The organism is Streptomyces sp. NPDC034670, from assembly GCF_055574875.1.
The window spans coordinates 60,516-72,788 of sequence record NZ_JBVITR010000021.1 but is presented as its reverse complement, the minus strand read 5'-3'; the positions used below and the strand labels follow the sequence as shown (position 1 = coordinate 72,788).

Below are 12,273 nucleotides of genomic sequence, written 5' to 3'. Positions count from 1 at the left end.
GATCTCGGCTGCTCGCGGCCGTGCGCCGCGGTCGCCGCCGGCGGTTCCGCCGCGTCGGATCGCTCGTCCCTGGACCGTGCATCGCCCGTCGCCCCCCTTGGTTCATCCGCAATGTCCGTCCCCGGCGCCGTTGGTCAGCGGCGCCGCCCCTGTCGGGACGATACACCAGTATCGTCACTCAGGGACATAGGTTCTCTACGCTCCGTAACGATCACTCGACGTACGAGTACCCACCGCGCCCGGGAAGTAGCGGGCGGTACTCGAAGCGGATCACGACGATTCCGCTCCCGTCACCAGGATCACGTTGCCGAGCTCCTTCTGGTTCAGGAAACGGTGCAACTGGTCCACCAGCAGCCGCTTGGCGCGCGGCAGGAAGGCGGAGGTGGGCCCGCCGACGTGCGGGCTGACGAGGACGCCCGGCGCCCGCCACAGGGGATGCCCGGCCGGCAGCGGTTCGGGGTCCGTCACGTCGAGGGCCGCGGTGATGCGGCCGCTCTCGAGCTCGGTGAGCAGGGCCTTGGTGTCGACGACGGCCCCCCGGGCCACGTTCACGAGCAGGGCGCCGTCCTTCATGCGGGCCAGGAAGTCCGCGTCCACGAGGTGGCGGGTGGCCTCGGTCAGCGGGGTGGAGAGGACGACGACGTCCGCCCGGGGAAGCAGGGAGGGCAGGTCGGTGAGCGGGTGCACCGGGCCGCGCTCCGTGGTGCGTGCGGAGCGCGCGACGCGCGCCACCCGCGCGACCTCGAAGGGAACGAGCCGGTCCTCGATCGCCGCGCCGATCGAGCCGTACCCCACGATGAGTACGTTCTTGTCGGCGAGCGCCGGCCGGAACCCGCCCCGCCACTCCCCCCTGTCCTGCGCCCGCACGAAGTCGGGGATGCCGCGCAGGGAGGCCAGGATCAGCGCGAGCGTGAGCTCGGCGGTGCTGGCCTCGTGCACTCCGCGCGCGTTGCACAGCCGCACCCCGGCGGGCAGGTGCTTCAGGCCCGGCTCCACGTGGTCGGTGCCGGCCGACAGGGTCTGCACGACCCGCACGGAACGCATCAGCGGCATCGGCCGCACGCCGACCCCCGCGGGCTTCATGTAGGGCACGACGTAGAAGACGCAGTCGGCCGGGTCGGCGGGGAAGTCCTCGCCGCCGTCCCAGAAGCGGTAGTGCGGACCTTCGGGAAGGCCCTCGATCCGGTCCGGCGGGATGGGGAGCCACACGTCAGCAGTCATGGTCCGGAGGCTAGTTCAGGAGCCCGCGACCGCAGAGGTTAGGTTGGGGGGCCGGGAGAGGGAGGGTCACGACCAGGTGGAGCGCAGGACGATCGGCGCGACGGCGCTCGCGGTGGGGGCCGTCGGACTCGGGTGCATGCCGATGAGCTGGGCCTACAGCACGTCCCGGCAGCGCGGCGAGGAGTCGCTCAGGGCGGCGCACCGGGCGCTGGACCTCGGCTCCACGCTCCTCGACACCGCCGACATGTACGGCCCGTTCACCAACGAGCTGCTGCTCGGCCGGGTGTTGCGGGAGCGGCGCTCCGACGCCTTCGTGTCCACGAAGGTCGGTCTGCTGGTGGGCGACCAGCACATCGTGGCCAACGGCCGCCCCGGGTACGTGAGGAGGGCCTGCGACGCGTCGCTGCGCCGGCTCCAGACCGATGTGATCGACCTGTACCAGCTGCACCGCCCCGACCCCGAGGTTCCGATCGAGGAGACCTGGGGCGCGATGGCGGACCTCGTACGGGCCGGGAAGGTGAGGGCGCTGGGACTGTGCGCGGTCGGGGCGCGCTCGGCCCGGCGGCCGGGGGCGCGGCTGCACGACGCGACGGTCCGGCAGCTGGAGCGGGTGCAGCAGGTCTTCCCGGTGAGCGCGGTGGAGGCCGAGCTGTCGGTGTGGTCGCCGGAGGCGCTGGAGACGCTGCTGCCGTGGTGCGAGGCGCGGGGCGTCGGCTTCCTGGCCGCGATGCCCCTGGGCAACGGCTTCCTGACCGGGACGCTCACGCCCGGCGTGGGCTTCGAACCGGACGACCTGCGGGCCCGCCACCCCCGTTTCACGGCCGAGATGATGGCCGCGAACCAGCCGATCGTGGCCGGCCTGCGCCGCGTCGCCCGCCGGCACGGCGAGCACGTCACCCCGGCCCAGGTGGCCCTGGCCTGGGTGCTGGCCCGGGGCCGCCACGTGGTGCCGGTGCCGGGCGCCAAGCGGGAGCGGTGGGTCGCGGAGAACGCGGCGGCGGCGGACCTGCGCCTGACGGAGCGGGACCTCGCGGAGATCGCGGAACTGCCCGCGGCGCAGGGGTCGTGGGACTGAGCCGCGGTCCGCAGCGGGGCCGGTCCGCGGACGGGCGGCGGTGCCGGGGCCCTGACGGCGGCGCCGCCGGGACGCGGACCGCGGTGGGAGTGTGCGTGATCGGGAACCTGGAGGGCGCGGACGGGGTATGACAGGTGAGAGACCCGCCGCGTCGAAGGGACGAGATCGTGCGACGTCGAGCTGTGCCGGCCCTGCTGGCCGCCGCCGCGCTCCTGCTCACGGCCGGCTGCTCCTCCGACGACGGAGGACCGCCGGGCGCGGAGGGCAGCGCCTCCCCGAGTGGTGCGACGGCCCCGTCCTCGCCGGAGCGGACCGCCGGGCGGACGCCCCCCGCCGAGGGGTCGGTGAAGGTGGTCCGCACGGTCGCCACGGGCCTGAGCAGCCCCTGGGGCCTGGCCCCGCTGTCCGACGGCGACCTGCTGGTGTCCTCCCGGGACGACGCGACGATCACGCGGGTCGACGGGAGGACCGGCGGGAAGACGGAGCTGGGCGAGGTGCCGGGGGTGTCGCCGGCCGGCGAGGGAGGCCTCCTCGGCATCGCGCTCTCCCCCGAGTACGCCTCGGACCGCATGATCTACGCCTACTTCACCTCGGCCTCCGACAACCGCGTGGTCCGCATGCGGTACGACGAGCGAAAGCCCGCCGGCGAGCAGCTCGGCGCGCCCGACACGGTCTTCCGGGGCATCCCCAAGGGGATGATCCACAACGGCGGACGCATCGCCTTCGGCCCGGACCGGATGCTGTACGTGGGCACGGGCGAGCGCGGTGACACGGGCCTGTCCCAGGACAAGGACTCCCTGGGCGGCAAGATCCTGCGGCTGACCCCGGAGGGCGAGCCCGCTCCGGGCAACCCGTTCCCCGACTCCCCGGTGTACTCGTACGGCCACCGCAACGTGCAGGGACTGGCCTGGGACCGCGAACAGCGGCTGTTCGCCTCGGAGTTCGGCCAGAACACCTGGGACGAGCTGAACGCGATCACGCCGGGCGACAACTACGGCTGGCCCGAGGCGGAGGGCAGGTCCGGCGAGAGCGGCTTCCACGACCCGATCGACCAGTGGAGCACGGACGAGGCCTCGCCCAGCGGCATCGCCCACGCCGAGGGCTCGATCTGGATGGCGGGTCTGCGCGGCCAGCGCCTGTGGCGCATCCCGCTGAAGGGCACCGAGGCCTCGGCGGACCCCCAGGCCTTCCTGGAGGGCGAGTACGGCCGGCTGCGCACGGTGGTCCCGGCGGGCGGCGACAGGCTGTGGCTGGTCACCAGCAACACGGACGGCCGCGGCGACCCCGAGGACGGCGACGACCGGATCCTGGAGCTGCGGGTGAGCTGAGCCGGACCGCGGGGCCTCAGTTCCCGGCCGCCTCCTCACCGACCCGCCCGCCCGGACCGTCCGGACCGTCCGGGCCGCCCGGGCCGCCCGGGCCGCCCGACCTGCCCGACCTGCCGGGCGCCTCCGGGGCGCCCGGCTCGCCCTGCTCGCCCTGCTCGCCCTGCTCGTCCTGCTCGTCCTGCTCGTCCTGCGCCGGCGAGCGTACGACCACCTTCCCGGAGGCGAGGTCTATCGGTCCGCGTCCGGGGTCGGCGTCACCGACGTCCTCGCGGGTCAGCTCCAGCCGGTTCTGTTCGTCGCGGGTGTGTCTCCGCCCGGGAGCGAACAGTTCCTCGAAGGCGTTGAACATCGCTCCCCTTTCCAGGGCCGCGGGGGTGGCACGGTCATTGTCCCGTCGCCCGTCCGTTCCCGACACCGGCCGGGAACAGGCCCAGCCGGTGGGCCACGGCCGCCGCCTCGCCGCGACCGGAGACGCCCAGTTTGGCGAGGATGTGGGAGACGTGGACGCTGGCCGTCTTCGGGGAGATGAACAGTTCCTCGGCGATGCGGCGGTTGGTGTGGCCGGCGGCCACCAGGCGCAGGACGTCGTGCTCCCGGCGGGTGAGGCCGAGGGCGTCGGCCGGGCCGGCGGGAGCGGCCGGGGCCGACGCCCGGACGGCCGGGCCCAGGACGAGGCGGGCGCGCTGGGCCAGCAGCCCGACGGACCGGGCCAGCGGAGCGGCACCGAGGTGATCGGCGACGGCCTTGGACAGCCGGAGCAGTTCCGTGGCGCGGGCACGCCCGTCGTCGCCCGCGCCGGAGGCGAGCAGCGCCTCGGCGAGCCGGAACCGGACGCGTGCGAGGTCGTAGGGCCGCCCCAGCGGTTCCACGGCGGCGACGGCGGCGCTCCACTCCCCCGGCGCGGGCGCGCCCTCGGCCCGCAGCAGCTCGGCGCGCAGCCAGACGTCGTACGCCTGCCACACGGGGACACCGGTCGTCAGGGTCCTGGCCTCCTCGCGGAGGCGTTCGAGGATCCGCGGGCGGCCGGGTTCGGCCGCCGGGTCGCCGTGGGCGTCGGCCTCGGCGGTCGCGGCGGCGAGCAGCAGGGGCCAGCCGTAGCGCTGGGTGCCGGGCGGGAAGCCGGTGTCGAGGGCGGCGAGCAGTTCGGCCCGGGCGTCGGGGAGGCGGCCCCCGCCGGCGGCGACGCACAGGGCGACCTGGGCCATCGGGAGGGCGTACTGCGGCATCGGGTCGTGCGTGCCGAGGAAGGCCCGGGCGTCGGCGAGGTGGCGGGCCGCCTCGGCCAGGTCCCCCCGGTCGTGGGCGAGGTGCGCCAGGCGCACCGAGCCTCCGGCGCGCGGCCTGGCGCTCTGCTCGAGACGCTGCGCGTTGGTCGCGGCCTCGGCCGCCTCGTCCCAGTGGCCGAGGGAGTGGAGGGACTCGGCGAGGTTGCCCCACACCCAGCCCTCGGAGTCCAGCAGGCCGAGCCCGCGGGTGACGCGGATGCCCTCGCGCAGGAGGTCGGCCGCCTCCTGGGAACGGCCGACCCCTTCGAGGACGGAGGGGAGGTTCACATGGCTGCGGCCCACCACCGTGTCCACGCCGAGTTCCACCGCCCGGTCCTTGACCCGGCGCATCTCGGCGAGGCCGGTCTCGATGTCACCGGCGTCGACCATGAGGCCGCCGAGGGTGAGGCGGGCGTGGAGCTCGATGTCGTGGGCGCCGACCATGCGCGCGTACTCGACGGCGCGTTCGGCGGCGGCCATGGCCTCCGGGCCCGGCCGGTGCAGCATCGACCAGGCGGCCGCGGAGGCGAGCACCGCGGCGTGCACCTCCGAGGGCGGCAGGCCGCGCACCAGCTTCTGGGCGGTGTCGAGTTCCGCCCAGCCGTCGCCGCGGGCGAGGGACTGGACCAGCCGCGAGCGCTGCTCCCAGAACCAGGCGGCGCGCAGGGGGTCGGGGTCCTCCTCCAGGAGGCGCAGCGCCCGCTTGGTGATCTTCATGGCGCGTTCGCGTTCCCCGCAGAGCCGTCCGGCGACGGCGGCCTCGGCCATCAGGTCGAGGTAGCGCAGCGGGGCCGTCCCGGGGTCGCAGCCGCACGGCGGATAGGACTCGGTGTAGCCGGCGGGGCGCAGGGTGGCGCGGATGTCGTCGGGGACGGTGTCCCACAGTTCCATCGCGCGCTCCAGCAGCCGCAGTTGCTCGGAGTGGGCGTGGCGGCGCCGGGCTTCGACCGAGGCGTCGAGTACGGCGGGCAGGGCCTTGGCGGCGTCGTGGGCGTGGTACCAGTAGCTGGCCAGCCGGGTCACGCGCTCGTCGGCGGGGACGAGGCCCGGGTCGGCCTCCAGTGCCTCGGCGTAGCGCCGGTTGAGGCGGGAGCGTTCGCCGGGCAGCAGGTCGTCGCCCACCGCCTCGCGGACCAGGGAGTGGCGGAAGCGGTACCCGTCGCGGTCGGGCGCGGGGCTGAGGATGCCGGCGTTCACGGCGGCGCGCAGGGCTTCGATGAGGTCGTCCTCGGTGAGCCGGGCGGCGGCGGCGAGCAGCCGGTACTCCACGGTGGAGCCGCCCTCGGCGGCGAGCCGGACGACCTGCTGGGCGCTCTCCGGCAGCCGCTCGACCCGGACCAGGAGCAGGTCGCGCAGCGAGTCGGTGAGGCCGGTGCCGCACCCCTCGTGGGCCGCGACGGCGAGTTCCTCGACGAAGAAGGCGTTGCCGTCGGAGCGTTCGAAGATCCGGTCGACGTGGTCGGGTTCGGGCTCCCGGTCGAGGATGCCCGCGATCTGCAGGCCGACCTCGTCGCGGTTGAAGCGGCCGAGATCGACGCGCCGGACGGTGCGCAGCCGGTCGAGCTCGGCGAGGAGCGGGCGCAGGGGGTGGCGGCGGTGGATGTCGTCGGAGCGGTAGGTGGCGAGGACGACGAGGCGGCCGGCGCGCAGGGTGCGGAAGAGGTAGGCGAGCAGGTGGCGGGTGGAGGCGTCGGCCCAGTGCAGGTCCTCCAGGGCGAGGACGACGGTGTGCTCGGCGCAGACGCGTTCCAGCAGGCGGGCGGTGAGTTCGAAGAGGCGGGCCGTGCCCTGTTCGTCCCGGCGGTCCTCGCGGGCGGCCGCGGTGCCGAGCTCGGGCAGCAGGCGGGCGAGTTCCTCCTCCTGACCCGCGGCGGCGGCGGCGAACTCGGCCGGCAGTTCGCGGCGCAGCTGGCGCAGGGCGGTGGAGAAGGGGGCGAAGGGCAGTCCGTCGGCGCCGAGCTCGATGCAGCCGCCGAGCGCGACGACCGCGCCCCGGCGGCGGGCCGCCGCGGCGAACTCCTCGAGGAGGCGGGTCTTGCCGACGCCCGCCTCGCCGCCGACCAGCAGTGCCTGCGGCTCGCCCGGACCATCGGCGGCCCGGGCGAGCGCGTCGTTCAGGGCGCCGAGTTCGGTGGTGCGGCCGACGAACACGGGACTGACGGACCTGGTTTCCACGGCCCCGAGCATCGCACGCGGCTCCGCCGGCCGGGCACCGGTTTTCCGTCCGGCGCCGGTTTCCGCGGGGACGGGAGCCGGCAGGCGGTGCGCGCGCCCGGCGGGCACGGGGGCGGCGGCCGGCCGGGGACGGCGGCCGCGTCCCGTGCGGCGGCCGACCGCGTCCGGGCTCACGCGGCTCGGGCGAGCCGGTCGCGGCGGTGGTGTCCGGGAGGGCTCTCGGGCCCGGCGCCCCGGGCGGCGGCCTCGTGGCGGGCGGCGCGGCGGAGGCGGACGGCCTCACGGACCTGCCGCTCCCGCTCGGCCCGGCGGACGAGGTCGTCGTGTCGGAGCTGCTGGAGGCGGTACGCGAACATGGCGGGATCCCTCGGGGAGTCGGTGTCGGACGTCGCTTTCCGCGACGCCCCCACCTTCGTCCGCCGGGCGGTCCGGCCGCATCGGAAGGGTTCCGCATCTTCGGCGGCTCCGGGGGCCTTAGACGTGCGGGAAGGACCCGGGGCGGTGCCGTAAGCACCGCGCCGGGGGCCTAAGGCCCCCGCGCGGGATCAGCCCGCGGCGGGCGGGTCCGGCGGCACGTCGGTGTGCCCGGAGCCCGCTTGACGGCGGTCCGCCCGCGCCGCACGCCACTCGGGGGCCAGGACGGACCACACCTCCAGGTCGTGCCGCACCCCGTGGTGGAGGTGCGCCTCGCGCCGCACCCCGTCCCGGGTCATGCCGAGCCGGCGGGCGACGCCGATGCTCGGCAGGTTGCCGGCGGCGGCGACCCACTCGACCCGGTGGATGCCGCGCTGCTCGACCGCCCAGTCGACGAGCACCCGCATCGCGCGCGTGACGAGTCCGCGCCCGGTGGCGGCGGGCTCCAGCCAGCAGCCGACCTCGCAGGTGCCGTTCGCCGCGTCGAAGTTCAGGGTGAGCACCCCGCCCACCAGCGTGCCGTCCAGCCACAGTCCGTGCAGCGAGGCCGTGTCGGCCGCGCGCTGGTCGGCGTACCCCCGGAGCACCTCGCGGGCCCCGGCCAGGTCCGTGGCCCGGGAGCCGAAGGGCACGTACCGGTTGACGAACTCCCGGCCGCGCTCCAGGTGGGCGAGGAACTCCTCGGCGTGCCAGGGCTCCAGGGGACGCAGCTCGGCTCCGTCGTCACCCAGTCGTATCGCGTACATCCCGCTGCCGCTCCTCCGTGACGAGCACGTCCGCCACCCCGGCGTCCGTGACGGCGGCCAGCCTCTCATGGGCGGCACGGGCCTCGGGCGGCTCGATGCTGATCCGCGGCAGGATCCGGTCCAGCGAGCGCGGCAGCCACCAGTTGGCGCCGCCGAGCAGGTGCATCAGGGCGGGGACGAGCAGGGTCCGCAGCACGAAGGCGTCGAGGGCGACGGCCACGGCGAGCGCGATGCCGAACAGGGCGATCACCCGGTCGCCGGTGAGGACGAAGGCCAGGAAGACCGAGATCATGATCACGGCGGCGGAGTTGATCACCCGGCCGGTCTCCGCGAGGCCGACCCGGACGGAGCGCCGGTTGTCGCCGGTCTCCAGCCACTCCTCGTAGATCCGGCTCATCAGGAACACCTGGTAGTCCATGGAGAGGCCGAAGAGGACCGAAACCATGATCACGGGCAGGAAGGGCTCGATGGGGCCCGCGCTGCCGAGGCCGAGCAGTTCGCTGCCCCAGCCCCACTGGAAGATCGCCACGACGACGCCGAAGGCGGCGGCGACGGCGGCCACGTTCATCGCGGCGGCCTTCAGCGGGATGGCGACGGAGCGGAAGGCGAGCAGGAGCAGCAGGCAGCCCAGGCCGATCACGACGCCGACGAAGAGGGGCAGCTCGGCGACGATGACGTCGGCGAAGTCGTCGTAGCCGGCCGTCACGCCGCCGACCTGCACGTCGAGCGAGGTGCCCGCCTCGGCCCGGGGCAGCACGTCGTCGCGCAGCCGGTCGACCAGGTCGCTGGTCCGCTCGGACTGCGGGGAGGACTCCGGTACGACGGTGAGGTACGCGGTGTCGCCGCCCGCGCCGTAGGCCGCCGGGGAGGCCGACGCGACGCCCTCGGTCCCGCGCAGGGTGGTGCCGAGGTTGTCCAGCGCGAGCCGGTCCTGGGCGCCGCCGACCTCGGTGACGAGGGTGAGGGGGCCGTTCACGCCGGGGCCGAAGCCCTCGGCGAGGAGGTCGTAGGCCTGGCGGGTGGTGGAGCCCTTCGGGTCGTTGCCCTGGTCGGAGGTGCCCAGGTGGAGGGAGAGGGTGGGCAGCGCGAGGACGGCCATGACGGCCACCGCGATCGCGCCGAGCAGCCGGGGACGGCGCTCCACGAACGCCGACCAGCGGGCGGCGAGCCCGGTCGGCACCTCCGGCTCGGGCCCGTGCTCGGCCAGCCGGCGCCGTTCGCGGCGGCTGAGCGCGCGCGTGCCGATGAGCGACAGCAGGGCGGGCAGCAGGGTGACCGAGGCGGCGACGGTCAGCACCACGGTGAGGGAGGCGGCCACGGCGACGCCGTTGAGGAAGTTCAGCCGGAGGATCAGCATGCCCAGCAGGGCGATGCACACGGTGGCACCCGCGAACACGACCGCGCGTCCGGTGGTGGCGACGGCGTCGGTGGCGGCCTCGGTGACGGTGAGGCCGCGCTTCAGGCCGCGCCGGTGCCGGGTGACGATGAACAGCGCGTAGTCGATGCCGACGCCGAGACCGATCAGCATGCCGAGCATCGGCGCGAAGTCGGCGACGGTCATGACGTGCCCGAGCAGCCCGATCCCGGCGTAGGCGGTGCCGACGCCGACCAGGGCGGTGGCGATGGGCAGCAGCGAGGCGGCGAGCGAGCCGAAGGCGAGGAAGAGGACGACGGCGGCGACCAGCACGCCGACGACCTCGGCGAGGTGCCCGCCGGGGGCCTCGGTGACCTCGACGGCGCTGCCGCCCAGCTCGACGCGGAGGCCGTCGGTCCCGGCGGCCTCGGCCGCCTCCGCCACGGCGGCGGCCTCGCCCGCGTCGATGTCCTTGGCCTGGTCCTCGAAGGTGACCGTGGCGTACGCGGTGCGGCCGTCCCCGCTGATCCGGCCCGCGCCCTCCTCGCCGTACGGTCCGGTCACGGCGGCGACGCCGGGCAGGTCCTCGATCCGGTCCAGGGCGCGGCTCACGGCCTGCTCGACACCGGCGTCCCGGACGGTGCCGGACGGGGTGTGCCAGACCACGGTGTCGCTGTCGCCGCCGAGTCCCGGGAAGCCCTCCCGGAGCAGCTCGGTGGCGCGCCCGGACTCGGTCCCGGGGACCTCGTAGTCGTTCGAGTAGGCGGAACCGGCGGCGACGGCGGCCGCGGCGGTCCCGCTCAGGGCGAGGAGCCACAGCAGGACGGTGATCAGACGGCGTTGGACACACCAGCGGGCAAGGGCTGCCACGAACGTGCTCCCAGGGTGACTGAGTGCGGCTCTTTGACCGGGTACAGCCGGAACCAGGCTGAACGATCCGCAAAGAACACATGAGCGATGCACTGCCACTGTTGCAGCCGAAAATGATCGTTTGTCGCTTTCGTGGGCTTGTTCACAGCGGAGGGGAGGAGGCTCGCACGGCGTCCGCCCCGCTTCCGCGGCCGAGTGTGACGGTTCTCACCCGGACCGGGCTCCGCGCGGGGGCGCGGGGGCGCGGGGGCGCGGGGGAATCGTTCAGTCGAACTGGTCCCCCAGCGCCATGACCATGACCCCCGCGATCAGCAGCCACAGCGCCCTGCGGGTGCGCCCCCGGGAGCCCAGGAGCGCGGCGAGGGCGCAGACGGCGGCCCCGCAGGCGTAGGCGACCGGGACGAGGGCCGGCGCGGGGCCGGTGAGGCGGAGCAGCGCCGCGGCGGTCCCCGCCAGGGTCAGCACGGCCCCGGTGCCGGCCGCGAGCCACCGGGCCCGCCGCGCGTCCCCCTCGGCGCCGGGGTCGTCCGTGCCGTCCGTGTCATCGGGGTCGTCCGTGCCGTGGGGGTCGTCCGTGCCGCCGGGGCCGCCGGCATCGCCCGGGGCGCCGGTGTCCTGCTCCCGTCCTTCCCCGGCGTGCCCGGCGCCCTCGGCGCCCCGGCCGCCGCCGGTGTCCCGGGTGTCGTCGGTGCCCTCGGCCTGGGTGTCCGGAGAGGTGTCGGAATCAGTGCTTCCCCTCATGGCGCGGGAGCGTAGCGCTTCACGTACGGAAACCCCGGTGCGGGGGTGTGCGGCCACCTGCTAGCGTCCGTCGGTCCGACGTTCCGCGGCAGCCCGCCGCCGGCCGAAGCAGGTGCTTTGATGCTTGTCCGCCCGGTATCCGACGCGACCCTTTCCCCCTTCACGGCCCCGAGGAGCCCGTTCACCGATGCCGGACATCACACCGAACACCCCGCACGACGACCTCGCTAGCCGCCTGACCCTGCCCCGGTACCCGCGCAGCAGTGCCTACGACGCCCGTTGGACCATCGAGAACGCGATGGGCCCGCACCCGCTGTGGCTGCTGGAGTGGCTGGCGCCGGCGCTCGGCCTCGACCGCCTGCGCCCCGGCGCGCGCGTGCTCGACCTGGGCTGCGGACGCGCCATGACGTCGGTCTTCCTGGCCAGGGAGTACGACGTCCAGGTCACCGCCGCCGACCTGTGGATCAGGCCCGGAGAGAACGCGCGCCGCGTCGCCGAGGCGGGCGTCGCCGACCGGGTGCTGCCGGTCCTCGCCGAGGCGCACGACCTGCCCTTCGGGGAGGAGGGCTTCGACGCGATCGTCTCCGTCGACGCGTACCAGTACTTCGGCACCGACGACCTGTACCTGCCGACGCTCACCCGGCTGCTGAAGCCCGGCGGGCGGATCGGCGTCGTCGTCCCGGCGCTGCGCGAGGAGATCGCGGGCAGCGAGCCGCCGGAGCACCTGCGGCCCTTCTGGGAGCCGGCGTACTGGTGCTTCCACTCCCCCGCCTGGTGGCGCCGCCACTGGACCCGCAGCGGGGCCGTGGAGGTCGAGACGGCCGACTGGCTGCCGGACGGCTGGCGCGAGTGGCTGCTGTGGTGCGACGTCGTCGCCGAGGAGAGCACGGACGAGTTCGTCGTGCGCATGAGCCGCGAGAACGCGGAGATGGTGCGTGCGGACGAGGGCCGCACACTCGGCTTCGCCCGTGTGGTGGGGCGCCGTCCCTGATCCCGGCGCACCCCGCCGCGTGCCGGAGACGACGGGGACTGCGGAGACGACCGAGGGGGACGCACCGAGCCCGGTGCGTCCCCCTCGCCGTGT

10 protein-coding genes are annotated in these 12,273 nt (G+C 75.1%); 3 read left to right on the top strand and 7 right to left on the bottom strand.

What is annotated here, in order from left to right; all coding sequences use genetic code 11:
- Positions 1–270: 270 nt before the first annotated feature.
- On the bottom strand, positions 271–1,221 hold the full coding sequence (locus tag ACZ56B_RS16685; protein WP_468790489.1) for a 2-hydroxyacid dehydrogenase: 951 nt from the start codon (positions 1,219–1,221) through the stop codon (positions 271–273).
- A 76-nt stretch (positions 1,222–1,297) separates the two neighbouring features.
- On the opposite strand from ACZ56B_RS16685, the gene ACZ56B_RS16680 reads away from it, so the two are divergent.
- Together ACZ56B_RS16680 and ACZ56B_RS16675 are read left to right on the top strand one after the other, a co-directional pair.
- On the top strand, positions 1,298–2,296 hold the full coding sequence (locus ACZ56B_RS16680; RefSeq protein WP_468790487.1) for an aldo/keto reductase: 999 nt from the start codon (positions 1,298–1,300) through the stop codon (positions 2,294–2,296).
- A gap of 182 nt (positions 2,297–2,478) precedes the next feature.
- Complete coding sequence (locus ACZ56B_RS16675; RefSeq protein WP_468790528.1) at positions 2,479–3,624, top strand: PQQ-dependent sugar dehydrogenase; 1,146 nt, start codon at positions 2,479–2,481, stop codon at positions 3,622–3,624.
- 16 nt (positions 3,625–3,640) lie between these two features.
- On the opposite strand, the gene ACZ56B_RS16670 is transcribed toward ACZ56B_RS16675, so the two are convergent.
- The 6 genes from ACZ56B_RS16670 to ACZ56B_RS16645 form a co-directional block, all read right to left on the bottom strand.
- Positions 3,641–3,973, bottom strand: coding sequence for a DUF6191 domain-containing protein (locus ACZ56B_RS16670; protein WP_468790485.1), 333 nt, complete (start codon positions 3,971–3,973; stop codon positions 3,641–3,643).
- A 34-nt stretch (positions 3,974–4,007) separates the two neighbouring features.
- Positions 4,008–7,076 (bottom strand): helix-turn-helix transcriptional regulator, encoded by a 3,069-nt coding sequence (locus ACZ56B_RS16665; RefSeq protein WP_468790483.1) that lies wholly within the window; start codon positions 7,074–7,076, stop codon positions 4,008–4,010.
- Positions 7,077–7,234: 158 nt separating this feature from the next.
- A complete protein-coding gene (locus ACZ56B_RS16660; RefSeq protein WP_468790481.1) occupies positions 7,235–7,420 on the bottom strand; it encodes a hypothetical protein in 186 nt (61 codons plus the stop codon).
- 189 nt (positions 7,421–7,609) lie between these two features.
- Positions 7,610–8,224 (bottom strand): GNAT family N-acetyltransferase, encoded by a 615-nt coding sequence (locus ACZ56B_RS16655; protein WP_468790479.1) that lies wholly within the window; start codon positions 8,222–8,224, stop codon positions 7,610–7,612.
- Complete coding sequence (locus tag ACZ56B_RS16650) at positions 8,202–10,448, bottom strand: MMPL family transporter (RefSeq protein ID WP_468790477.1); 2,247 nt, start codon at positions 10,446–10,448, stop codon at positions 8,202–8,204. The genes ACZ56B_RS16655 and ACZ56B_RS16650 overlap by 23 nt, the downstream gene beginning before the upstream one ends.
- A 264-nt stretch (positions 10,449–10,712) precedes the next feature.
- Positions 10,713–11,189, bottom strand: a complete 477-nt coding sequence (locus ACZ56B_RS16645) for a hypothetical protein (RefSeq protein ID WP_468790475.1) — start codon at positions 11,187–11,189, stop codon at positions 10,713–10,715.
- A gap of 187 nt (positions 11,190–11,376) precedes the next feature.
- Here ACZ56B_RS16645 and ACZ56B_RS16640 point away from each other — a divergent pair, with 187 nt between their 5' ends.
- Positions 11,377–12,180: an SAM-dependent methyltransferase gene (locus ACZ56B_RS16640; protein ID WP_468790473.1), complete on the top strand. Its 804-nt coding sequence runs from the start codon at positions 11,377–11,379 to the stop codon at positions 12,178–12,180.
- Positions 12,181–12,273 lie beyond the last annotated feature (93 nt).

Coding starts and splice junctions, on each gene's coding strand:
- ACZ56B_RS16645 (WP_468790475.1), bottom strand. CDS start 11,189: ATGAGGGGAAGCACTGATTCCGACACCTCTCCGGACACCCAGGCCGAG.
- ACZ56B_RS16660 (WP_468790481.1), bottom strand. CDS start 7,420: ATGTTCGCGTACCGCCTCCAGCAGCTCCGACACGACGACCTCGTCCGC.
- ACZ56B_RS16665 (WP_468790483.1), bottom strand. CDS start 7,076: ATGCTCGGGGCCGTGGAAACCAGGTCCGTCAGTCCCGTGTTCGTCGGC.
- ACZ56B_RS16670 (WP_468790485.1), bottom strand. CDS start 3,973: ATGTTCAACGCCTTCGAGGAACTGTTCGCTCCCGGGCGGAGACACACC.
- ACZ56B_RS16655 (WP_468790479.1), bottom strand. CDS start 8,224: ATGTACGCGATACGACTGGGTGACGACGGAGCCGAGCTGCGTCCCCTG.
- ACZ56B_RS16640 (WP_468790473.1), top strand. CDS start 11,377: ATGCCGGACATCACACCGAACACCCCGCACGACGACCTCGCTAGCCGC.
- ACZ56B_RS16685 (WP_468790489.1), bottom strand. CDS start 1,221: ATGACTGCTGACGTGTGGCTCCCCATCCCGCCGGACCGGATCGAGGGC.